Source organism: Antribacter sp. NEAU-D49 (assembly GCF_057158775.1).
Map to the genome: position 1 here is coordinate 5335 of NZ_JBXTSN010000016.1, position 23212 is coordinate 28546.

Consider the following 23212-nt stretch of genomic DNA (forward strand, 5'->3'; position numbering starts at 1 on the left):
TCGGCGCCGTGGTGTGGTTTTGTGGTGCGGGCGGGCCCCCCCCCCCCCCCCCCCCCCCACGACAAAGTGCCGAAGTGATGTGCGCGGACCCGGTCGAATCGATCCGGTCCGCTGACGCACAATGGCAGCATCGTGAGCTCCTCTTCCGGCCGCACCGTCGGCTCCGCCGCCCTGCTGGGTGCCGTCCTCGTGTTCGCGCTCAACCTGCGCGCCCCCGTCACGGCGGTCCCGCCCGTCGTCACGGACGTGGCTGCCGCGCTCCATCTCGACCCGGCCATGGCCGGGCTCCTGACCGGCCTGCCGGTGCTGTGCTTCGCCGTCGTGGCCCCCGCGGCCTCGTGGCTGATCGCCCGCGTGGGCCCCTACCGTGCGGTCACCGTCGCCCTGGTGGGCGTGCTCCTCGGCACGCTGGTGCGGTCCGTCGGCACCGGGACGCCGGGCGCGGTCGCGGCGTTCGCCGGGACCGTCGTCATCGGCGCGGCCATCACCGTCGGCAACGTCGCGGTCCCCGTGATCGTCGCGCGGGACTTCCGGCGCCGTGCGGCGTTCGCCACCGGCCTGTACACGTCCTCGCTGAACCTGGGCTCGGTCTTCACCACCACGCTCACCGTCCCGCTCGCCGCCCTGCTCGGGTGGCAGGGAGCGCTCGCGTCGTGGTCGGTCCTGGCGGTGGTCGCCCTGGTCTGGTGGCTGGTGGTGAGCCGCAGGCTGCCCGACGGCGGTCGGGCGGCTCAGGCGGTCGCGTCGCCCCCGGCGGCCGAGGCAGCGCCACCGCCGGCCCTTCCCCACGACGCGTCCTCGCTTCGCTCCGGTACGTCGCGGGGACCCCGGGGTTCGGGCAACGTGCTGCGACGGGCGATCACCTGGGTGCTGGCCGCCGCGTTCTGCGGGCAGGCGTTCTCCTACTTCGCGGTGACCGGCTGGCTGCCGGACCTCCTCGGCGACCTCCTCGCCATCGACCCGGCCTCTGCCGGCGGCGCGGCGTCGCTGTTCCAGGCGCTGGCGATCCTGGGCGGCGTGGCCGTCCCCGTCGCCCTGGCGAGCCGGGTGCCGATGCGGGCCGTGGCCGTCGCGATGGCCGCGATGTGGCTGTCCCTGCCGGTAGGCCTGCTGCTGGCCCCCGAGGCCTGGGCGCTCTGGTGCTCGCTCGCGGGCGTGGCACAGGGCGGCAACTTCGCGGTGATCTTCACGCTCGTGGCGCAGCGTACGGACACACCCGGCGAGGCGCGCTGGACGGCGGCCACCGTCCAGCTGGTCGGCTACGCGTGCGCCGCGACCGGGCCGTCGGTGCTCGGCGCCGTGCACGCGGCCACCCACGGGTGGGACGCGCCGCTGCTCGTGGTGCTGGGCGCCCTGACGACGATGGCGGTCGCGATGCTGGTGGCCACCGCACGGCGTCGGCCCCCGGCTACCGCTCGGGGTTGACGCTCCCCGCCATGCGCACCAGCTCCTCGACCGTGGGACCGCTCCGTCCGTCGGCCGTGCGTCCGACGACGCTGAGGAGGAGGTACGAGCCGTCGTCGTCGGCCCACTCGAGGCGCACCGGGCCGTAGCCGTTGTTGTCCACCCGGGTGAGCCTGGCCGTGCGGCCCTCGCCGAGGTCCGTGTCGGAGACGACGAGGTTGGGACCGCGGAGCTCCTGGGAGATCTCGGTCGCCCCCGGGTAGACCACGAAGACGATGGTGGTGGCCGGGTGGATGGCGCCCGCCTCGGCGTCGGCGCGGGTCCAGCGGTCGGGCGCGCCGCCGGGCAGCGCCTCGGCGTTCGCGGCGCCGTCGAGGGAGTAGACCACCCAGGTGCCCAGCCGGTCCGTGGCCGACAGATAGCCGATGCGGCTCGAGATGTCCTCGGGGCACTCCACCGTGGCCAGCGTGACCGACGACGGCACCCACGTCGGCTGTGCCAGGCCCTCGGCGCAGGTGCCGTCGGTGAGCGCCGTGGCGTCGGGCCGCACCACCGGCTCGTCCTCGCCCAGGGCGCGCACGCTCATCACCACCACGACGACGAGCAGCACCACGATGAGGACCACGCCGATCCCGATCATCAGCTCGGGCCTGGGGAGCCGGCGGTGGGAACCGGGGTTGTGCGTCACCACGGACGTCATCGGTCGCACCCGAGCTCGGCGAGGCCGTCGTCCCCGAACGCGTAGACGAGCTCCGACGACACGGGCGACGCCACCACGCCCGGGAACGCGTAGGTGCCCCAGTCGCACTCGGCGTGCGCGAACCACGCCTCCCGGGGCGCGCCCTCCACGCCGGGGAACCGGATCCGGTGGTCCGGGCCGCCGCAGTCCTGCCCGGGGGCGCAGATCGGCACGGCCAGCACCCGCATCGTGACCCACGTGCTGTCCTCGACGCAGCCGTTCGGCGGCAGCCCTGTCCAGCCCTGCAGGGCGAGGGTCGCCATCTCCGTGCCGCCGTCCCAGCGGCTGTCGGCGGGCGTGAAGCCGGTGGTCGCCGCGAGGATGCTCTGGAGGGCGAGCACCTCGCCCCCCTGCTCGTCGGACGTCCGGTTCTCGCAGGTGCCGACGCGGTCACGGTCCGTCCACGCGTAGCGCACCTCGTCCCGGAACGACACCAGGTACGCCACGAGGGCCACGCCCACGCCGATCCCGACGACGTGCACCCAGGGTCTGCTGCCGCCGTCCGCCACCGCGCACCTCCGCTCCTCGTCGGCGGGGCGAGCGTACCAATCTGGTCGTATCAGGCGGAACGCCAGTAATGGCCGGAACCGGACGGCGGCAACGGGAACCTTCCGCCGAGACAGTGCCCCCGTCGGACGGAGGCACTGTCTCGGCGACGGGCGACGCGCCCAGCGAGGGCGTGTCAGAGGGTCGCGAGCACCTCGTCCAGGGCCGCGACGCCGCGGTCCAGGGTGTCGCGCCCCACGGTGAGCGCCGGCCGGAACCGCACCGACCGCTCCCCGCAGCCGAGCATGAGGATCCCGCGCTCCACGAGGCCGGCGAGCACGGCGTCCCGCATCTCGCGCGAGGGCAGCGTCACGGCGCACATGAGCCCGCGGCCCCGCACGTCGGTCACGGCCGGGTGCCGCTCGGCGACCTCCGCGAGCCGGCCCAGCAGGTAGGCGCCTTCCGCGGCGGCCCGGGCGACCAGGCCCTCGGCCTCGTACACCTCAAGGATGCGGCGCGAGCGCACCATGTCGGTGAGGTTGCCGCCCCAGGTGGAGTTGATCCGGGAGGAGACGGCGAACACGTTGTCGGGCACCTCGTCGACGCGGCCGCCGGCCATGATGCCGCACACCTGCGTCTTCTTGCCGAACGCCACCACGTCGGGCTGCACCCCGAGCTGCTGGTACGCCCAGGCGGTCCCGGTGATGCCGGCGCCGGTCTGCACCTCGTCCACGACGAAGAGCGCGTCGAACTCCCGGCACAGTGCCTGCATGCCCTGCAGGAACGACGGACGGAAGTGGTGGTCACCGCCCTCGCCCTGGACGGGCTCCATGATGAAGCACGCGATGTCGTGCGGGTTCGCCTCGAACGCGGCTCGCGCAGCGGCGAGCGCCTGCGCCTCGAGCGCGTCGACGTCGCGCGGCGTCCCGTCCCGGTGCGTGCCCGTGTAGGGCGCGGGGATGCGCGGCCAGTCGTACTTGGGGAACCGGGCGACCTTGCCCGGCTCGGTGTTGGTCAGGGACATGGTGTAGCCGGAGCGGCCGTGGAACGCGTGCTCCAGGTGGAGCACCTTGGTGCCGAGCTCCGGCGACAGGCCGCGGGACTCGTTGAGCCGCGACTTCCAGTCGAACGCGACCTTGAGGGCGTTCTCGACGGCGAGCGCCCCTCCGTCGATGAGGAACAGGTGGGGCAGGGCGGGGTCGCCGAGCACCCGCTCGAACGTGGCGACGAACCGGGCCTGCTCGACGGTGTACACGTCGGAGGAGGACGGCTTGTTGAGCGCGGCGGTGAGCAGCTCGGTGCGGAACGTGGCGTCGTCGGTGAGCGCCGGGTGGTTCATGCCGAGGGCGTTGGACGCGAAGAAGGTGAACAGGTCGGTCCACTCTCGCCCGTCGCGGGCGTCGACGAGGACCGACCCGTGCGACTTCTCGAGGTCCAGCACGAGGTCGAACCCGTCCACGAGCAGGTGCCCCCGGAGGGTGTCCAGGACGTCAGCAGGGGTGACGGAAACAGTAGCGGCCATAGCCGCACGCTAGGGGAGAAGTTCCTGTCGTGACAACACTGGAACGGAAATCTACTTGTCCGAGTCGCCGGGGGCCGCGACCGGCCGCCCCTCGAAGTACGTCTGCAGCACCACCGTCGACCGCGTGTAGACCGACGCCGCGCGCCGGATCTGGCCCAGGAGCTCCTCGAGCGCCCGCGGTGACGCGACCCGCACCAGCAGCATGTAGTTGGCGTTCCCCGCCACCGAGTAGCAGGCCTCGATGCCGGGCAGGTCGCGCAGCCGCTCGGGCGAGTCGTCCTCCTGCGACTGGTCGAACGGGGTCACCTCCACGAACGCCGTCAACGGCAGGCCGACCGCCTCCGGGTCCACCACCGCCCGGTATCCGGTGATGACGCCGCGGGCCTCCAGCTTGCGGACGCGCACCTGGACGGCAGAGAGCGACAGCCCTGACACCTCGGACAGCTGTGCGAGCGTCGTGCGCCCGTCCTCACGCAACGCGCGCACGATCGCGCGGTCCACCTCGTCGTCCAGCATCCCTCGTCCTTTCCGAGCGGCCCGGCCGATCCAGCCGCTGCCTGCCGGCACCGCGTCCTGTGCGCAGGACGAACGTAAAGCACGAGAACCGACCGGCGACGTCTTTGACCGCCAGATGGCCCAGTCCTGCCGCGCCGCGACAGCGCGGGCCGGATCAGCCGGCGATCTCCGCCGCCTCCAGCCACGCCAGCTCCAGCTCCTCCTTCTCGGCGGCGAGGTCGCGCAGCTTCCCGTCCAGCCCTGCCACCGCCGTGTAGTCGGTGGCCTGGGCGGCGATCGCGTCGTGCAGCACCTTCTCCTCCTCGGCGATGCGCGACAGCCGCCGCTCGATCCGCGCCAGCTCCTTGCGCGCGGCGCGCAGCTCGCCCTGGCTCGCCGCCGGGGCGGGCGCGGCACCCCCGGAAGGCGCGCCGTCCGCCGTCGTCCCGCTGGTGCCCTGCGCCGGTCGCTCGCCTTCCGTACGCGACCCACCCGACGCGGGGGCCCGGAGGGCCGACGACCCCGTCGACGCCGCACCCCGCCGCAGCGCCAGGTACTCCTCGACGCCACCGGGCAGGTCGCGCAGGGCGCCGTCGCCCAGGAGGGCGACCTGCCGGTCGGCGACGCGCTCCAGGAGGTACCGGTCGTGCGACACGACGATCAGGGTGCCCGGCCAGCCGTCGAGCAGGTCCTCGAGCGCGGCGAGCGTGTCGGTGTCGAGGTCGTTCGTGGGCTCGTCGAGGAGGAGCACGTTGGGCTCCGCCACCAGCAGGCGCAGGAGCTGGAGCCGGCGGCGCTCGCCGCCCGACAGGTCCCTCGTCAGCGTGTAGGCGCGCTCACGGGTGAAGCCGAGCTTCTCGGTGAGCTGGGCGGCGGTGAGCTCCTTGCCGCCCACCACCACGCGGCCCTTCTCCTGCTCGACGACCTCGACAGCCGTCAGGTCGCCCAGCTCGTCGAGCTCCGCCACGTCCTGGCTCAGCTCGGCCACATGGATCGTCTTGCCGCGGCGCACCCGACCCTCGTCCGGGGTGCGGCGGCCCGCGAGGAGCGCCAGGAGGGTCGTCTTGCCCGCGCCGTTCACGCCCACCACGCCGTACCGGTCGCCGGGGCCCAGGCGCCACGTCACCGTGTCGAACAGCGTGCGCTCCGGCTGACCGCCGTCGCCGCCGACCCTCACGGTCACGTCCTCGAGGTCGAGCACGTCCTTGCCGAGCCGCCGGGTCGCCATGCGCGTGAGCTCGAGCGAGTCGCGGGGCGGCGGCTCGTCCGCGATGAGGGCGGACGCGGCGTCCAGCCGGAACTTGGGCTTGGACGTGCGCGCCGGGGCCCCGCGGCGCAGCCACGCGAGCTCCTTGCGCAGCAGGTTGTCGCGCTTCTCCGCCGCCGTCTGCGCCTGCCGCGCCCGCTCGGCGCGCGCCAGGATGTAGGCCGCGTACCCGCCGTCGTACCCGTCGACGTCGCCGGTCCCGTCGCCGCGCACCTCCCAGGTGCGGGTGCAGACCGCGTCGAGAAACCACCGGTCGTGCGTCACGACCACGACGGCGCCCCGGGCGCCGGGCCGGCCGTAGCGCTCGTTGAGGTGACCGGCGAGCCACGCCACGCCCTCGACGTCGAGGTGGTTGGTGGGCTCGTCCAGCAGCAGCACGTCCGGGTCCTGGACCAGCAGCGCGGCCAGCGCCACCCGGCGGCGCTGGCCACCGGAGAGCTCGGTCGCCGGCTGGTCGAGCTCGAGGTCGGCGAGGAGACCCTCGTGGACGGCGCGGACGCGGGCGTCGGACGCCCACGCGTGCGTCTCCGCGTCACCGTGGACCAGGTCGAGGATGGTCGCGCCAGGAGGCAGCTCGTCACGCTGGTCGAGCATGCCCACGGTGGAGCCGCCCACCCGGGTGACCCGGCCGTCGTCGGGCAGGGTGGTGCCCGCGAGGAGGCGAAGGAGCGTCGACTTGCCGGCCCCGTTGGGACCCACCACGCCGATCCGGTCGCCGTCGTCGAGGCCGAGAGAGACGTCGCGGAGGAGGGTGCGGGTGCCGACTGCGAGAGTGATGCCGTCGGCACCGAGGAGATGTGCCACGCCCCCAGGGTAGTTGGCCGCTACGCTCTGGCGGTCAGTGCAGACCCACCCGGAGGAACCCGTGGCCCAGTTCGACCTCCCCCTCGCCGAGCTCGAGAACTACTCTCCCCCGATCGACGAGCCCGCCGACTTCGACGGCTTCTGGAGCAGCACCCTCACAGAGGCCCGCGCCCTCGGCGGTGCGCCGGTCGTCGAGCGCGTCGACACGGGGCTCACCGAGATCGTCGTCGACGACGTGACGTTCCCGGGCTTCGGCGGCCACCCGATCAAGGCGTGGCTCACCCGGCCCGCGCACGCGGACGGGCCGCTGCCCGCCGTCGTCGAGTTCGTCGGCTACGGCGGCGGCAGGGGCCTGCCCCACGAACGGCTGGGCGCCGCCGCGGCCGGCTACGCGCACCTGGTCATGGACACCCGTGGGCAGGGGTCGGGCTGGGGCACGGGCGGCGACACGCCGGACCCGGTGGGCACCGGCCCGTCGTCGCCCGGCTTCATGACGCGGGGCGTCCTCGACCCCCACGACCACTACTACCGGCGGGTGTTCACCGACGGCGTGCGCGCGGTCGACGCCGTCCGGGCCATCGACGGGATCGACGCCTCGAAGGTGGCCGTCATGGGCGGGTCCCAGGGCGGCGGGATCTCCATCGCCGTGGCCGGGCTGGTCCCGGACCTGGTGGCCGCGATGCCCGACGTGCCGTTCCTCTGCCACTACCGCCGCGCCGTGCAGATCTCGGACGCCTTCCCCTACGGCGAGATCACGCAGTACCTGCACGTGCACCGCACGCACGAGGACGCCGTCTGGCGCACGTTCTCCTACCTGGACGGGGTGTCGTTCGCGCGCCGCGCCCGGGCCGCGGCCCTGTTCTCGACGGCGCTGATGGACGCGGTGTGCCCGCCGTCCACGGTGTACGCCGCCTACAACGCCTGGGGCGAGCGGGCAGGCGAGGTGGAGAAGGAGATCGACGTCTACCCGTACAACGGGCACGAGGGCGGCGAGGGCTACCGGTTCGCGCGGCACGTGGGCTGGCTGGCGAAGCACACAGCCTGAGCGCCGCGGGCTCGGTCCGCTTCGAGAACGTCATGAGGCCACGTCGGGCCGCTCGAAGCGGTACCGATGACGTTCTCGAAGCGGACCTCACCCGTGTTCGCCATCCGTACGGGAGCCGCACGTGTGTTCCCGTAGCGAGCGGCGCTACTCTCTGCGCAAGTGCTTCACCCGCGCGCACCAGCGCCCGCATCCGACGGAGGACCCGTGCAGTTCGACCTGCCGATCGTCGAGCTCGCCCCGGCGGCACCGCCCGCCACGGACGAACCCTCCGGCTTCGAGGAGTTCTGGGCCGAGGCCGTCTCCCGCTCCCACGCGGCCGACGTCGTCCCCGAGCTGGAACCCGCCCTCCCCGGCGCGCTCGGCCTGGTGGCGGACGGGGTGACGGTCCGCGGCCTCGACGGTCACCCCCTCCAGGGATGGCTCGTCCGGCCCTCGTTCGCCGCGCACGGGCTGCCGGTGATCGTCGAGGTCGTGGGCGACGGCGCCGGCCGCGGGCCCGTGAGCGCGCACACCCGGTTCGCCGCGGCGGGCTTCGCTCACCTCGTCGTCGAGACGCGGGGGCCCGACGACCCGCGCGACCCGCTCAACCGTCACGTCCTCGGCGACGGGCTGCTCGCGCTCCAGGCGGTGCGCGCGATCGCCGGGCTCGACCCGTCGCGGACGGCGATGGTCGGCGCCGGGCAGGGTGCGGCCGTCGCGATCGCCGTGGCGGGCGTGCTCGCCGACATCGCCTGCGTGGTGGCCGAGTCGCCGGCCGTCGGCGCGCACCGCGACGCCCTGGTGGCGGCCGCCCGGCGCGCCACCACCCCGGTGCTCTTCACGGGGAACCTCTCCGCCCCCGTCTGGCCGGCGCAGGACGGCGGCGCCGCCGACGTCGTCACCTCCTGGGGCGCTCACTCCGACGAGGCGATGGCGGCGATCGCCGGGAGGTCCGGCTCCCCGGTCCCGCCTGCCGACCGCGTGGTGGAGGTGGTCGTGGAGCCGTCGACCGGCGGCGTGCCGGGCCGGCTCGGCGACGACCGGCGGCCGCGCTACCTCGAGTGGGTGCTGGCGCACACGCACCAGTCGGAGTACTTCACGCCACGCGTGCTGTCCTGACCTCCGGCCCGCCGCCGGCGCGGAGCGTCAGCGGACGCCGGGGCCCGGCGACACGACGCGGGCCCCGTGCGCGGGCGCGGTGGCGCACCACACCGAGTCGCTGACGCCCCGCGCGGTCCACGTGGCGGCGATCGCGAGGGCGTGGCGCCGCGACCGGCCGAGCGCCGCGACCGTCGGGCCCGACCCCGAGACCATCGCGCCCAGGGCGCCGGCCTCCTGCGCGACGTCGAGCACCTCGGCCAGCGTGGGCCGCAGCATGAGCGCGGCCTCCTGCAGGTCGTTGTGGAGCGCCGCGCCCAGCGCGACGGCGTCGCCCGCGCGGAGCGCGGACATCAGCGCCGAGTCCATGGCCGGGTCAGGCGCCGGCGACGTGCTGCCCATCAGGTCGTCGTAGGCGGCGAACACGCGCGGCGTGGAGAGGCCCTCGGCCTGCACCGCGAACGCCCAGTGGAACTCACCCCGGGTCATCGCCGGCGTGAGGAGCTGTCCGCGGCCCGTCCCCACGGCCGTGTGGCCCATCAGGGGGAAGGGCACGTCGGAACCCAGCTCGGCGGCGAGCATCACCAGCTCCGACCGCGGCACACCCGTGTCCCAGAGCGCGTCGCACGCGACGAGCGCGGCAGCGGCGTCGGCCGACCCGCCCGCCATACCTCCCGCGACGGGCACACCCTTGGTGACGTGCAGCGCGACGTCGGCCGGGACGCCCGTGTGCTGGGCCAGCAGGTTCGCCGCACGCCAGGCCAGGTTGGTGGCGTCGACCGGGACCAGCTCGGCCTGCGGCCCGTCGACGGTGAGCGAGATGCCCGCTCCGGGCGACACCTGGGTGGCGGTGACGTCCTCGTAGAGCGCCACCGCCTGGAAGATCGTGGCCAGCGGGTGGAACCCGTCCTCCTGCACCGGCCCCACCCGGAGCGAGAGATTCACCTTTCCGGGCGCGCGCACGCGCACGGACGGCGGCGGTGCGGCCGCGAGGTGCGGCCTCACGCGCGGCTCCGGTGGCCCGACGCCGGCCCCTCGCCCACCGCGTCCTGCTCGCCGTCCGTGTCGGCCGGCCCGCCGTCGGAGGTGGCGCGCACCCGCTGGGCGCGGTCCACCCGAGACGCTCGCGCGAGGCTCGGCGAAGCGGTCGCGCGGGGCGCGACGGCGCCGTCGGGCAGCTGCTCGGCGATCCGGGCGAAGGCCTCGATGCCCAGCGTCTCCCCGCGGGCGCCCGGGTCCACGTCGGCGGCCCGCAGCGCCGTCTCGGCCGCCGCCCCGGACCCGAAGAGGCCGGAGAGAGCGGCCCGCAGCGTCTTGCGTCGCTGCGCGAACGACGCGTCGATCACGGCGAACGTGGCCTCGCGGGAGGCGGTGGTGCGGGGCGGGTCGCGCCGCTCGAGGTAGACCAGGGCGGAGTCGACGTTGGGGACCGGCCAGAAGACGGAGCGGCCGATGGTGAGCGACCGCCGCGCGGACGCGTACCAGGCCGCCTTCACGGACGGCACGCCGTAGATCTTGGAGCCCGGGGCCGCAGCGACCCGGTCGGCCACCTCGGCCTGGACCATGACCAGCACCCGCTCGAGCGAGCCGAACCGCTCGAGGAAGGTCAGGAGCACCGGGACCGCCACGTTGTACGGGAGGTTGGCCACCAGCGCGGTGGGCGCCTCGCCCGGCAGGGCCGTGACGTCCAGGGCGTCCGCGAGGACCACCTCGAAGTCGGCGTCAGGGAGGCGCTCGGCCACCGTCCCGGTGATCTGCCGAGCCAGCACCGCGTCGATCTCCACGGCGACGACCGACGCGCCCGCCTCGAGCAGGCCGAGGGTCAGGGAGCCCAGTCCCGGCCCGACCTCGACGACCCGCTCCCCCGGCGTCACGCCCGCGGCCCGCACGATCTTGCGGACCGTGCCGCCGTCGTGCACGAAGTTCTGGCCCAGCGTCTTCGTGGGGCGGACGCCCAGACGCCCTGCCAGGTCGCGGATCTCCGCGGGACCGAGCAGGGCGCCTGAGGTGTCGTTCATGCCGGTGAGCCTATCCGCTCGGCGTTCTCCGGGCGTCGCCGGGAGGGGCCGATGGCACGGGCCGGTCAACCGACGGTCAGTACCAGCCGACCGACTGGGAGTGGCCCCACGCACCGCACGGCGTGCCGTAGCGGCCGGCGATGTAGTTGAGCCCCCAGGTGATCTGGGTGGCCGGGTTGGTGCGCCAGTCGGCAGCGACCGAACCCATCTTGGAGCCGGGCAGCGACTGCGGGATGCCGTACGCGCCTGACGACGGGTTCGCCGCCAGGTGGTTCCAGCCTGACTCCTTCTGGAAGAGCCGGTCCAGGCAGGTCCACTGGCTGCCGGTCCAGCCGCGTGCGGCGGCCAGCTGCTGGCCGATCTCGCGGTTGGACCCGGACATGACGGGACCCGTCGACGAGGTGGGCGCGCTCGTCGAGCGGCTCGCTGTGGTGGTGGGCGCCGGAGCGGCGGGGCGCTCCTTGGTGCCCTCCACCACGACCTTGTTCACCGGCGCCTGCGTGACCTCGTCGGTCAGCAGCTCACGCGTCTCCTCGACACCGTCGACGGTGGTGACCCGCTCGACGACCGTGCGGACGCCCTCGGCGCCCTCCTGCTCGACCTTGGCGCCCAGGTCCTTGTACCGCTCGGCGTCCTGGCGCGTCTCCGTCTCGAAGGGGACCGCGCTCGTCGTGGTGACCTCCGCGGTCTCGACACGCTGGACCACGACAGCCACCTCGGCCTCGGCCGCGGCGGGCGCTGCGGCCTCGGCAGGCACGGCGGCGGTCGGGGCGACGCTCACACGGTCGTCACCGTCGAGCTCGACCTTGAGGTCGGCCAGCACGCCGTCGACCGTCTCGGCGCCGTTCTCGGCGAGGTGGGTGGCGCCGTCGACCACGACGGCCACGGGGCCGTCGGCGTCCAGGCGGAGCGGGAGCGACGCGCGGTCTCCCGAGCGGGACGCCACGAGGCTCACGTCGGTGCCGCGGTCGGCCAGGGTCTGCAGCGCCTCGGCGGCGTCCACGACGTTGAGCCAGACGTCGCTGTGCTCGCCGTCGGCGGCGACGGTCACCTGGCGGCCGTAGCGGACCACGATCTCCGCGCCGTCGGACAGCTCGGAGCCCGGCGCCGGCGCGACGAGGTCGCGCTCGCCGGTGCGGACGCCTTCACGTGCCAGGAGCCCGGAGACGGAGCCGGCGTAGGTGGTGACGGTCGTGGTGGTGCCGTCGATGTCGAGGGTGACGGTCTTGTGGGCCTCTGCGTGGGCCACGGTGCCGGACACGACGAGCGCGGAGGCAGCCAGGCCGGCCACGAGGGGCCAGCGGCGGCGATGCGTCGGGGTCTCGGCAGGGTTCTCGGAGGGAGCGGTCGGAACGGTGGTGGTCGAGCCGGAGATCTGCTGCTCAGGACGGTTGTTCACTCGGGTCCAGTCTTCGGACTTCCCGGGCACGGGCGGCGGGGCGGGCGGCCCCGAGGGGCAGTCCTTCCACGGCCTGTCGCGCTCGTAGGCGCGACCGTGGTCCCGACCGGCCGATCCGGCGGTCTGAGCACCGGGCGCGGGACCTGCGGGAGCGAGCCGCGACCGGTGCTGTCCCGCAGGCGTCGGGCCGACGTGGCATACACCACAGCCGGCCCGACGCCCACAAGGACACCCGACCGTAACCGACTCGTTATCGATCGGCCAACCGGATGCGCCTGTGGTGTCGGTCACGAGACGCGCTCAGCGCAGGCCGAGCTTGGAGGAGCAGGCGGGCCACTGACCCCAGCCCGAGCGCTGCTGCAGGATCTGCGCTCGCATCGTCTGCTCGCCCGCCGAGGCGTCCGAGGGCAAGCCCGACCCGCCGACGGAACGCCAGGTGGACAGCGAGAACTGGTAGAGCCCGTAGTAGCCGTTGCCCGTGTTGGTGGCCGGGTTGCCCCCGGACTCGCACTGCGCCAGCCGGGACCACACGTCGCCCCAGTCCACGGGCGCCGGGGCGGCAGCCGGTGCGGGCTGCGGCGCCGGCGCACGCGGCGCCGTCGGCCGGGCGGGGGCAGGAGCGGGAGCGGGTGGCGGCGGCGGAGCCGGCCGCTCCTTGGTGCCCTGGGCGAGGACTCGCTGCACCGGCTCCCGCGTCACGCCGTCGGAGACCAGGGTCCGCGACTCCTCGACCCCGTCCACGGTGGTGACCGAGTCGACCCGGGTGCGCTCGCCCTCGGCACCTTCCTGCACGAGAGCGGGCGCGAGGTCCTCGTAGCGGTTCGGGTCCTCCCGGGTGACGGTCTCGAACGGGATCGGCGTGGCGGTCGGCACGTCCTGCGTCACCACGCGCTGCACCACGACCCGGACGGTCGGGGCACCCGGCGCGACGGCGGGCTCACGGACCACGCTCACCCGGTCGTCCGCGTCCACGGTGACGCCCTGCTGGTCGAGCAGCGACTCGACGGTGGTGCCGCCGTCGGACACTGTGCGGGTGGCGCCGTCGGCGACCAGGGCGACCGGGCCCGTCGCGTCGAGGCGCAGCGACATGGCCAGCCGGTCCCCGAACCGGGACGGGACGAGGCGCGCCTGGGCGTCACGGTCGGCGAGCATGCCCAGCCGGGCGAGCGCCTCGTCGGCGTCGAGCGACGCGAGGGTCACGTCGGTCCGCTCGCCGTCGATCTCGACGGTGACGTCGTGGGCGTAGCGGACCACCACCAGGCCGCCGTCGCGGAGCGTGCCGCCCCCGGCGGGGGTGACCAGGTCGCCCTGAGCGGTGCTGATGCCCTCCTCCTCCAAGAGGCCGGAGACGTCGCCGCTGTAGGTCGCGACGGTGCGGAGCTCGCCGTCCACGTCGATCGTCACCGTCTTGTGGGCGGCGGTGAAGGCGTAGGCGCCTGATCCGGCCAGCCCCAGCACGGTCGCGACGGCGACGATCGCCGGCCACCGGCCGCGGGAGCGTCGCGGGGCGGGCAACGGCTCGGCGGGAGCGCCCGGCGGTGCGGCGCCCGGGGGCGCCTGCGGGGTGAAGACCTCGGTGATACCAACGTCGGGGGCCTCAGCGGCCCGGGCGGCACTGCCCGGGACGGTGCCGGCGGCTGCCGGGTGCGGAACGTTCACTCTCGTCCAGTCTTCGTCGTGCCCGGGCCACGGGGGTCGGGCCGACGACGCACCGCGTCGCCACCGCGCCAGGAGGCCCGGTCCCGACCAGCCGCTCCCGGCGGTCTCGACCGAACGTAACCCGTTCGTTATCGACCGCCAACCCCAGCGTGGGCGCTATGGCGGCATTGAGGAGGCAGGTCCCATAAATCCCTGCCACTCACCACGGGCTGGACGATCCCGCTCAGGAAAGGTGCGACCTCCACGGCGCGCCGGGGCGGGCGTCAGTACCAGCCCTTCTCCATCGAGTGAGCCCACGCACCGCAGGGCGTGCCGTACCTGCCGGCGATGTAGCCGAGACCCCAGGTGATCTGGGTGGCAGGGTTGGTCTGCCAGTCGGCTCCCGCTGTGGCCATCTTGCTGCCGGGGAGAGCCTGCGGGATGCCGTACGCCGAGGAGCTGGGGTTGTCGGCGTTCCAGCGCCAGCCGCTCTCCTTCTGCCACAGCTTGTCGAGGCAGGCGAACTGGTCGTCGCCCCAGCCGCGAGCGGCCGCGAGCTCCTTGCCGATGGCGCGGGCCGACCCGGGGTCCACTGGCGCGGTCGAGATGTCCATGGTGCCGACCACGACCACCTCGTTCACGGGCTCGCGCCGCACCTCGCGGGAGATCTCCGTCCGCTCGATCACCGCGCCGCCCATGACCTTGACCTCGTACGTGATGACCGCCTCGCCGGCCCGGCCCTTGGTCCGCACAGCGCGGTAGCCCTGGGGCAGCGAGGAGTTCTCCACCTCCTCGACCGCGAACGGCAGCACCTCCGTCACGGTCTGGCCCTGGTGCGCGCCGCGGTTGACGAGGACGACCATCCCGTCGACGGCGGCAGCGCCCAGAGGCACCGACGTGGCGTCGCCCTCGGCGAGCGTGATCCCGGCCTCCGCGAGGACGCCCTCGACCGTGGGCTGCGTGGTGTGCAGAGGCAGGACGGAGCCGTCGACGGCGACCTGCACCGTCTTGAGGGTGGACAGGCGCACCGGCTCACGGTCGAGGAACGCACCCCGCGAGGCCGTGGCCAGCGCACCCTCGCCACGCGGCCCCATGTACGACAGCAGCTCGCCCACGGTGTGCGCGGTGGTGAGGACCGTGAGGGGCTGCCCGTCGAGCTCGATCATGACCTCACGGCTCGTGCGCACCACGATGGTGCCGTCGTGCCGCGCCAGGCTGTCGGGGGCGGGCTGCACGGTGTCGGCCCGATCCACCTCGATGCCCTGCGACGCCAGCGCCTCCTGCACCGACGAGCCGTACACGCCGACGGTCCGCACCTCGCCGTCGTAGTCGATCGTCACGGTCTTGGCCTGCGTGGCGAAGAGCGCCGGGACCGCCACCAAGGACGCGATGACGAGCGCCTGCACCGACCGGCGGGCACGCGGTGCCTCGAGCCAGGGGCGGGGACGGACCGGCGGCTCGGCCTCACCGCTGTCCGCACGACGCCTCCGGCGGGGCTCCGGCCCCCCGGGGGCCGGGTCGGTCACGGAGGCCGGGCCGGGGATCGAGTCGCGCACAGGAGTTGCTGCTGCCAGGGCGGCGGTCCGCGGGCCGCGCGACCCGGCGCGCAGCTCCCGACGCGTCTTCGGGGTCTGTGATGCCGGGCCCTGCGGGCGGTCGAGCGTCACGGAGTCCACGAGCACCAGACCGTAACCGAACCGCGACCTCCTGCAAAGCCCGCCGAACGGGTTGCTCCGGGCCATACCAGGGCTGAAAGTGGCCATTCTTTCCCTTTGCCCGCGCGGACTACCAGGAGCCGTAGACCCGTTCCGACGTCTCCGAGAGCGCGGCACAGAGTGCCGCAAGGTCGGTGTCCAGGATCCCGGCCATCGCCCGGACGGTGTGCGCGACGGCGAACGGCGCGTTGGGCTGCCCACGGAACGGGTGCGGCGTCAGGTAGGGCGCGTCGGTCTCGACCAGGACCAGCTCCCGCGGGACCGCGCGGAGCACAGCCCGCAGCTGGTCGTTGGCCTTGTACGTCACCGGCCCGGCGAACGACAGGAACCAGCCCTGCTCGGCGCAGACCCGCGCCATCTCCTCGTCGCCCGAGAAGCAGTGGAACACGGTGCGCTCAGGGGCGCCGTCGGCGAGCAGGACCTCGATGACCTGGGCGTGGGCATCCCGGTCGTGGATCTGCAGCGCGAGGCCGAGCTCCTTCGCAAGCGCTATGTGCGCCCGGAACGCGTCCCGCTGGACCTGCTCGCCCTGCGGGCCGGTCCGGAAGAGGTCCATGCCGGTCTCGCCGATCGCGCGCACCCGGCCGTCGCCCTTGGCGAGGTCGGCGATCTCCGCGATCGCGTCGTCCAGGCCGACGGCGTGCCGGTCTGCCGGTGACGGCACCAGCCCGTCCGGACCGACCTCGTCGATCCCTGCGTGCAGCGTCGCCTCGTTCGGGTGGATGGCGAGCGCGGCGACGACCCGTCGGCGCTGGTCGGCGCTCAGGGGGGCGGCTGACGCGGCGGCCGCGCCGGCGTCAGCGCGGCCGCCGAGCAGCGCCGCCGTCCACCGCGCAGACACCAGGTCGCAGCCCACCTGCACCACCCGGTCGACGCCGGCGGCGAGCGCCCGGTCGAGGTGCTCGCCGGGCGTCGGCACGACGACCTCAGACGGCAGGACGTGCCCGATCGACTCGAGGTGCGTGTGGTTGTCGACGACAGGGACGGGCAGCGGCTCGGGGTCCGTGGGGAACCCGCGCTCACGGACGCGTGCCATCGGCGTCAGGCGCTCTCGACGCCGCCGAAACGCTCGCGGAACGCCGCCACGTCGTCGTCGGTGAGCTTGGCGAAGAGCACCGGCGGCACGGTGAAGGCGGTGCCGGGCGTCACGGCGTCGAGCGCGACGGCGTCGTCCGCCGCCACCCAGGTGGCCGTGTCGTCAGGCAGCGCGAAGACGCCGCGCAAGGCGGCTGCCGTGTCAGGCACGAAGGGCTCGGACACGATCGCGTACACGCGGATGAGGTTCATCGCCGTCCGGAGCGACAGCGCGGCCGCCTCCGGGTCGGTCTTGACCTGCTTCCACGGCTCCTTCTCGACCAGGTAGGCGTTCCCGGCCGACCAGAGGGCGCGCAGGGCGTTGGCGGCCTTGCGGTACTCGACGGCGTCCAGGTGCGTCTCGAGCTCGCCGACCAGGCGGGCCACCTCGTCGCCGAGCCGTGTCTCGGCCTCGCCGGGAACGCCGCCCGCCGGGACGGTGTCGCCGAACTTCTTGGCCGAGAAGGTGAGCACGCGGTTCACGAAGTTGCCGAGGGTGTCGGCGAGGTCCTTGTTGACTGTGCCGGCGAAGTGCTCCCACGTGAACGACGAGTCGTCGGACTCGGGCGCGTTCGCGATGAGGAAGTAGCGCCAGTAGTCGCTCGGCAGGATCTCGAGCGCCGCGTCCGTGAAGATGCCGCGCTGCTGGGACGTGGAGAACTTGCCGCCGTAGTAGGTGAGCCACGAGAAGCCCTTGACCAGGTCGGTCATCTTCCACGGCTCGCGCACGCCGAGCTGGGTGGCCGGGAACATCACCGTGTGGAACGGGACGTTGTCCTTGGCCATGAACTGCGTGTACCGCACGTCCTCGGCCTCGTACCACCACGACTTCCAGTCGCGGGACTCGCCCGCCGGGGCCGCGTCGGCCCACTCCTTCGTGGCCCCGATGTACTCGATCGGCGCGTCGAACCAGACGTAGAAGACCTTGCCGTCGGCCGCGAGCTCGGGCCAGGTGTCGGCCGGGACCGGCACGCCCCACTCGAGGTCACGGGTGATGGCACGGTCCTGCAGGCCCTCGGTGAGCCACTTGCGGGCGATCGACGTCGACAGCAGCGGCCACTCCTTGCCGTTCTCGTCGATCCACGCCTGCACCTCGCCCTGCAGCTTCGACTGCAGCAGGAACAGGTGCTTGGTCTCCCGGACCTCGAGGTCCGTGGAGCCGCTGATCGCGGAGCGGGGGTCGATCAGGTCGGTCGGGTCGAGCACGCGCGTGCAGTTCTCGCACTGGTCGCCGCGGGCCTTGTCGTACCCGCAGTGGGGGCAGGTGCCCTCGACGTAGCGGTCGGGCAGGAAGCGCCCGTCGGCCGGGGAGTAGACCTGGCGGATGGCCCGCTCCTCGATGAAGCCGTTCTCGTGGAGCCGGCGCGCGAAGTGCTGCGTGAGCTCGGCGTTCTGCGGCGACGAGCTGCGGCCGAAGTGGTCGAACGACATGCGGAAGCCCGCGTAGATCGACTTCTGCGTCTCGTGCGCCTGCGCGCAGAACTCCGCGACGGGCAGGCCTGCCGCGGCCGCCGCGAGCTCCGCCGGCGTGCCGTGCTCGTCCGTGGCGCAGATGTACAGGACCTCGTGACCGCGCTGGCGCAGGTACCGCGCGTAGACGTCCGCAGGGAGCATCGACCCGACCATGTTCCCCAGGTGCTTGATGCCGTTGATGTACGGAAGCGCACTGGTGACAAGGTGTCGAGCCATCGCTGGATGCTCCAATTCTTCGGGGGTTGCGGGCCGGAGACGGCCTCGACCCATCCTAGAGCCACCGCTCCCCCGGCCAGGCGGTTATCCACAGCCCTGCTCACTCCACCGGCGCAAGCCTCACCCGCAGCAGACGGTCGTCGCCCGGACCCGGTTCGCCGCGCCCGTCCGTGTTGTTGGTCAGGACCCACAGCTCCCCCGGCCCGGCGGCCAGCACCGCCCGCAGCCGCCCGTGCTCCCCTGCCAGCAGCGCCTGGGGCGTACCGAACCCCGGCGACGTCCCGGCCGCGACCGCCTCGGGCGTCCCGAGCAGCGGCACCCGCCAGAGCCGCTCCCCGCGCAGCCCCGCGAGGTACACCGCCTCGTCGGTCACGGCCAGGCCGGAGGGCGACGCGTCCGACGTCGGCCACCACGCCACCGGGTCCGCGTACCCGCCCGAGCCGGACGGCCCCTCGGCCGCCGGCCACCCGTAGTTCGCCCCGCCGACGACCACGTTGAGCTCGTCGAGCGTGTTCTGCCCGAACTCGCTCGCGAACATCCGCCCGCCCGCGTCCCAGCCGAGCCCTTGCACGTTCCGGTGGCCGTACGACCACATCGGCGAGCCCGGCGACGGGTTGCCGGGCGCGGGGTCGCCGTCGGCCGTGACCCGCAGGATCTTGCCGGCCAACGACGCCTGGTCCAGCGCGGCGTCCCGCAGCCCCGCGTCCCCGGTCGACACGTACAGGTACCCGTCCGGTCCCAGCCCGAGCTGCCCGCCGTCATGGTTCGACGCCTTCGGGATCCCTGTGACCACCGGCGTCAGCGCGCCCAGGACCAGCCCGTCGAGCGTCCCGCGCAGCACCGCGTTGTCCGAGGCGCCCGTGCGGTAGAGGAACACCGTCCCCCCGTCCACAGCCACCCCGAGCAGCCCGCCCTCGCCCTGCGGCCGGGTCTCGGCGGCGACCTGGTCGGCACCCGGTCCGGTCACCTCCTCGGTCGCGCCCGTCGCCGGGTCCACGACCACGAGCCGCGCGGCGTCGCGCAGCGTCACGAGCAGCCGCCCGTCGGGCAGCGCCGCCAGTCCCCACGGCACGTCCAGCCCCTCGGCCACGACCTCCACGCTCGCCGTCACCTCGCCGTCCCAGGCGTCGGTGCCCGACGGCGGGGCCTCACCTCCCGGCGTCGTCGCACCCAGGGAGGTGGTCGCGGAGGGCGAGGCCACGCCGGCCTCCGGGCCGCCCCCGGTGCAGGCGCCCAGGGCGAGCACCGCCCCGGCGAGGGAGCAGACCAGGGCGAGCGACCGGCGTCGGGCAGCGGAGCGGTAGGAGTCCACCCGGCCATCCAAGCGCACCCCCACCCGCCGAGACAGTCAGGTCGTCCGCCGACGTCACTATCTCGGCGTCGTGGCTGGGTGGCAGAGTGGAGGCATGAACTCCACGGACCTCACGGAGCCCGCCGCGCGGGCGCTGATCGTCGTCGACGTCCAGCCCACGTTCTGCGAGGGAGGCGAGCTCGGGGTCGACGGCGGCAACGCCGTCGCCGACCGGGTCGCCGCCTACGCCGCGGCACACCGCGACCGCTACGCGACCGTCGTCACCACGCAGGACTGGCACATCGAGCCGGGCGAGCACTTCAGCGACACCCCCGACTTCGTGGACAGCTGGCCGCCGCACGGCATCGCCGGCTCGCCCGGCGCCGAGCTGCACCCGGCGCTCGCGGACCTGGCGCCCGACGTGAGCGTCAAGAAGGGCCAGTACTCGCACGGGTACTCGGGCTTCGACGGCGTGGACGAGTCGGGGCGCACGCTGGCCACGATCCTCGCGGAGTCGGGCATCGGTGCCGTCGACGTGGTCGGGCTGGTCGAGTCCCACTGCGTCAAGCACACAGCGCTCGACGCGCGGCGGCTCGGCCTCGACGCCCGCGTCCTCACCGACCTGACGATCCCCGTGTCGCCCGAGCAGGGCGAGCAGGCACGGGTGGAGCTCGCGGCCGCGGGCGTGGCGCTGCTGGACTCGGCGTCGGCCTGAGCGCACCTCGGGTGCACGCCGGACTGGCGTGCACCCCCGCCCGAGGTGCGCTGGATCAGATCCAGGTGGGCAGCCACATCAGCCGGTGCCAGTACTCGTACGGGACCGGCTGCGCGGTCCAGAGCGGGTAGAACAGCACGCTCACGGCCACGATCAGCATCAGCGCCGCGGCGATCCCGACGACGACGGCCCGGCGAGCGCGCCGTCGTTCCGTCACCTCGAGCAGCACCGTGAACACGTAGGTGAGCGTGAGCACCACGAACGGCGTGAACACGATCGAGTAGAACGTGAAGATGGTGCGGTCGGCGAACGGCGCCGAGTAGAGGAACCACGGGAACCAGCCGGCGGCGGTGCCGGTCAGGACGGCCAGGCCGCGCCAGTCGGAGAACTGCACGATCATGCCCACCGCGACCGGGATCGCGAGAGCGGCGAGCCACCACAGGAGCGGGTTGCCGAGCGAGGTGACGGCGGCTGCACAGGCCTCCACGGCGTCGGCGGGGCAGCCGCCCTGACCGGGTTCGGGCCGCTCCCAGAAGAAGGACGTGGGCCGCCACTGCACGATCCAGCCCGCGGGGTGCGCGGCGTAGGAGTGTTCGGCCTCGAGGGTGGTGTGGAAGCCCCACATCGTCGTGTGGTACTCCCACAGCGAGCGGCCGCCCTGCCAGGCGCCCTCGGCCCAGGAGGGGATCCACGACGGCGTGGCCACGCCCGTGTCGGCGGCCCAGGTGCGCATGTAGGACTTGTCGGTGGCGAACCAGCCGGTCCACGTCGCCACGTACGTGAGGGCCACGGTGGGCAGCATGACCAGGGCGGCGGGGAGGGCGTCGGCCAGCAGGCCGTCCTCGAACCAGCGCCGCACCCCTGCGGCACGCCGGGCCGCGAGGTCCCACGCCACCGTGAGCAGGCAGAACGCCGCCACGAAGTACAGGCCCGACCACTTGACGCCGCATGCCAGGCCGAGCGACACCGCGGCGGCCAGCCGCCACCAGCGGAAGCCCAGCGGTGGCCCGTACAGGCCCACGATGCCGCCCGAGTCGATCACGCTGGCGACGCGGTCGGCGAGCCGCCGTCGGGCCCACTCGCGGTCCATGACCAGGCAGCCGAACGCCACCAGCACCCAGAACATGAGGAACTGGTCCAGGAGGCCCGTGCGGGAGTGCACGATCGCCCCGCCGTCGACGGCCAGGAGGAGGCCGGCGACCAGGCCCATCGCCGTGGACGCGAACAGGCGGCGGGCGATGCGGATGATGAGCAGGACCGCGATGACGCCGATCACGGCGCTGGCGAACCGCCAGGCCGTGGGGTCGGTGGCACCGCCCATGACCCGCATCCCCAGCGCGATCATCCACTTGCCCACCGGCGGGTGCACCACGTACTCGGGGTGGTCGAGGTAGGAGTCCACGTTCCCTGACTCGAACGCCGGGTTGGGGTTCTCCGGCCAGGCCGCCTCCCACCCGAGGCGCATCAGGGAGTAGCCCTCCTTGACGTAGTACGTCTCGTCGAAGACCAGCTTGCCCGGGCGTGCGAGCTCGTAGAACCGCACCAGTGCGGCCAGCGCTGTGACGAGGAGCGCGCCGAAGACACCCCAGAACCGGTCGCTCGCGAGGGTGCCGAGCTGGACCCGTCGGCGGCCCAGCAGGTCACGCAGGAGGCGGTCTCGGGTGGAGAGCTCGCCCTCGGCTCCGTCGGCGTGAGCCGCCGGCGGAGCGTCGGCTGACGGCGGGCGCGCCGCGGCGTCGTCCGGCGGCGCGGGCGCGGCGGGATCCGGGGCGGCGGAGCTCAGGGCTGCGGCGTCAGGCTGAGGCACCGGCCCAGCATAGGGCGTGGGACCCTGAGTTCCATGACCGACTTCTCCCAGGTCCCGGGACCGTCCGTGCCCGACGACGACGCTCCGGCTCCCGGGGAGCCCGCGGAGCCGGAGGAGCCCGAGGAAGCGGCCGGAGGCCTTGGCTCCGAGCGAGCGGCGCTCGTGCTGGCGGCCACGCCGATCGGCAACGCCCAGGACGCCTCACCTCGGCTGCGTCGGCTCCTCGCGTCGGCCGACGTCGTCGCCGCCGAGGACACCCGCCGCCTGCACGCGCTGGCCGCCCGGCTGGGCGTGACGGTGGGCGGCCGGGTCGTCAGCTATCACGAGCACAACGAGACGGCGCGGGCCGACGAGCTGCTCGACGTGGTGGACGGCGGCGGCACCGTCGTCGTCGTGACCGACGCCGGGATGCCGAGCGTCTCCGACCCCGGCTACCGCGTCGTCGGCCGGGCGATCGAGCGCGGGGTGCGGGTGACGGCAGCGCCCGGGCCGTCCGCGGTGCTGACCGCCCTGGCGCTCTCCGGCCTGCCCACCGACCGGTTCACGTTCGAGGGGTTCGCCCCCCGCAAGGCGGGCGACCGGTCCCGCATGTTCGCGAGCCTCGCCGCCGAACCGCGCACGATGGTCTTCTTCGAGGCGCCGCACCGCATCGCCGAGACGCTCCACGCCATGGCGGAGGCGTTCGGCGCCGACCGCCCGGCGGCGGTCTGCCGCGAGCTCACCAAGACGTACGAGGAGGTGCTGCGCGGGCCGCTCTCCACGCTGGCCGCCGAGGCGAGCGAGCGGGCCCTCCGCGGCGAGATCTGCGTGGTGGTCGCCGGAGCCCCGCCCGCAGCGGCGGCGTCGCCCGAGGAGCTCGTGGGGGACGTGCTCGAGCGGGTCGCCGCGGGCGAGCGGCTCAAGGAGGCGGTGGCCGCCGTCGCGGAGGCAGCCGGGGTGCCGAAGCGCGACCTCTACGCGGCGGCGCTGGCGGCGCGCTGAGCTCCTCTGCCGACACAGAGATACGCGCCAGACTGCTTCCAGGGCC

At 74.0% G+C, this 23212-nt stretch carries 19 protein-coding genes; 5 read left to right on the forward strand and 14 right to left on the reverse strand.

Annotation, left to right across the window (positions count from 1 at the left end; genetic code table 11):
• The first annotated feature begins 132 nt into the window (after window positions 1–132).
• The gene (locus AC060K_RS13300; RefSeq protein ID WP_483765873.1) at window positions 133–1425 is read left to right on the forward strand and encodes an MFS transporter; all 1293 of its coding nucleotides are present in this window, start codon (window positions 133–135) and stop codon (window positions 1423–1425) included.
• On the opposite strand, the gene AC060K_RS13305 is transcribed toward AC060K_RS13300, so the two are convergent.
• The 5 genes from AC060K_RS13305 to AC060K_RS13325 all read right to left on the reverse strand — a co-directional run bounded on the left by AC060K_RS13305 (window position 1409) and on the right by AC060K_RS13325 (window position 6717).
• Entirely contained in the window at window positions 1409–2104 is a 696-nt protein-coding gene (locus tag AC060K_RS13305; RefSeq protein ID WP_483765874.1) for a hypothetical protein, read from the reverse strand. The two genes, AC060K_RS13300 and AC060K_RS13305, sit on opposite strands and share 17 nt — an antisense overlap.
• A complete protein-coding gene (locus AC060K_RS13310; protein ID WP_483765875.1) occupies window positions 2101–2652 on the reverse strand; it encodes a peptidoglycan-binding domain-containing protein in 552 nt (183 codons plus the stop codon). Before AC060K_RS13310 ends, AC060K_RS13305 begins: the two co-directional genes overlap by 4 nt.
• A 173-nt stretch (window positions 2653–2825) precedes the next feature.
• Entirely contained in the window at window positions 2826–4151 is a 1326-nt protein-coding gene (lat, locus tag AC060K_RS13315; protein ID WP_483765876.1) for an L-lysine 6-transaminase, read from the reverse strand.
• A 51-nt stretch (window positions 4152–4202) separates the two neighbouring features.
• Entirely contained in the window at window positions 4203–4664 is a 462-nt protein-coding gene (locus tag AC060K_RS13320) for an Lrp/AsnC family transcriptional regulator (protein ID WP_483765979.1), read from the reverse strand.
• A gap of 157 nt (window positions 4665–4821) precedes the next feature.
• Window positions 4822–6717 (reverse strand): ABC-F family ATP-binding cassette domain-containing protein, encoded by a 1896-nt coding sequence (locus AC060K_RS13325; RefSeq protein ID WP_483765877.1) that lies wholly within the window; start codon window positions 6715–6717, stop codon window positions 4822–4824.
• A 61-nt stretch (window positions 6718–6778) separates the two neighbouring features.
• On the opposite strand from AC060K_RS13325, the gene AC060K_RS13330 reads away from it, so the two are divergent.
• Window positions 6779–7762, forward strand: a complete 984-nt coding sequence (locus tag AC060K_RS13330; RefSeq protein ID WP_483765980.1) for an acetylxylan esterase — start codon at window positions 6779–6781, stop codon at window positions 7760–7762.
• A gap of 204 nt (window positions 7763–7966) precedes the next feature.
• The gene (locus AC060K_RS13335; RefSeq protein ID WP_483765878.1) at window positions 7967–8860 is read left to right on the forward strand and encodes an acetylxylan esterase; all 894 of its coding nucleotides are present in this window, start codon (window positions 7967–7969) and stop codon (window positions 8858–8860) included.
• 27 nt (window positions 8861–8887) lie between these two features.
• Here the strand turns inward: AC060K_RS13335 and AC060K_RS13340 are convergent, their stop codons facing one another.
• The 8 genes from AC060K_RS13340 to AC060K_RS13375 all read right to left on the reverse strand — a co-directional run bounded on the left by AC060K_RS13340 (window position 8888) and on the right by AC060K_RS13375 (window position 19684).
• Window positions 8888–9844 carry a 4-(cytidine 5'-diphospho)-2-C-methyl-D-erythritol kinase gene (locus AC060K_RS13340; RefSeq protein WP_483765879.1) on the reverse strand — a complete coding sequence of 319 codons (957 nt, stop codon included), beginning with the start codon at window positions 9842–9844 and terminating at the stop codon, window positions 8888–8890.
• Window positions 9841–10857 carry a 16S rRNA (adenine(1518)-N(6)/adenine(1519)-N(6))-dimethyltransferase RsmA gene (gene rsmA / locus AC060K_RS13345; RefSeq protein WP_483765880.1) on the reverse strand — a complete coding sequence of 339 codons (1017 nt, stop codon included), beginning with the start codon at window positions 10855–10857 and terminating at the stop codon, window positions 9841–9843. Before rsmA ends, AC060K_RS13340 begins: the two co-directional genes overlap by 4 nt.
• Window positions 10858–10933: 76 nt before the next feature.
• Complete coding sequence (locus AC060K_RS13350; protein WP_483765881.1) at window positions 10934–12256, reverse strand: aggregation-promoting factor C-terminal-like domain-containing protein; 1323 nt, start codon at window positions 12254–12256, stop codon at window positions 10934–10936.
• Window positions 12257–12556: 300 nt separating this feature from the next.
• Window positions 12557–13915 carry a transglycosylase family protein gene (locus tag AC060K_RS13355; RefSeq protein WP_483765882.1) on the reverse strand — a complete coding sequence of 453 codons (1359 nt, stop codon included), beginning with the start codon at window positions 13913–13915 and terminating at the stop codon, window positions 12557–12559.
• Between the two features lie 263 nt (window positions 13916–14178).
• Window positions 14179–15576 carry an aggregation-promoting factor C-terminal-like domain-containing protein gene (locus AC060K_RS13360; RefSeq protein WP_483765883.1) on the reverse strand — a complete coding sequence of 466 codons (1398 nt, stop codon included), beginning with the start codon at window positions 15574–15576 and terminating at the stop codon, window positions 14179–14181.
• A 103-nt stretch (window positions 15577–15679) separates the two neighbouring features.
• Complete coding sequence (locus AC060K_RS13365) at window positions 15680–16645, reverse strand: TatD family hydrolase (protein WP_483765884.1); 966 nt, start codon at window positions 16643–16645, stop codon at window positions 15680–15682.
• A gap of 5 nt (window positions 16646–16650) precedes the next feature.
• On the reverse strand, window positions 16651–18372 hold the full coding sequence (gene metG, locus AC060K_RS13370; protein ID WP_483765885.1) for a methionine--tRNA ligase: 1722 nt from the start codon (window positions 18370–18372) through the stop codon (window positions 16651–16653).
• A gap of 100 nt (window positions 18373–18472) precedes the next feature.
• Window positions 18473–19684: a PQQ-dependent sugar dehydrogenase gene (locus AC060K_RS13375; protein WP_483765886.1), complete on the reverse strand. Its 1212-nt coding sequence runs from the start codon at window positions 19682–19684 to the stop codon at window positions 18473–18475.
• Window positions 19685–19778: 94 nt separating this feature from the next.
• Between AC060K_RS13375 and AC060K_RS13380 the strand changes: the two genes are divergently transcribed.
• Window positions 19779–20378 (forward strand): isochorismatase family protein, encoded by a 600-nt coding sequence (locus AC060K_RS13380; RefSeq protein WP_483765887.1) that lies wholly within the window; start codon window positions 19779–19781, stop codon window positions 20376–20378.
• Between the two features lie 55 nt (window positions 20379–20433).
• Here AC060K_RS13380 and AC060K_RS13385 read toward each other — a convergent pair whose 3' ends face one another.
• Window positions 20434–22185, reverse strand: a complete 1752-nt coding sequence (locus AC060K_RS13385; RefSeq protein WP_483765888.1) for a dolichyl-phosphate-mannose--protein mannosyltransferase — start codon at window positions 22183–22185, stop codon at window positions 20434–20436.
• Between the two features lie 33 nt (window positions 22186–22218).
• On the opposite strand from AC060K_RS13385, the gene rsmI reads away from it, so the two are divergent.
• Window positions 22219–23166 carry a 16S rRNA (cytidine(1402)-2'-O)-methyltransferase gene (rsmI, locus tag AC060K_RS13390; protein WP_483765889.1) on the forward strand — a complete coding sequence of 316 codons (948 nt, stop codon included), beginning with the start codon at window positions 22219–22221 and terminating at the stop codon, window positions 23164–23166.
• Window positions 23167–23212: the final 46 nt, after the last annotated feature.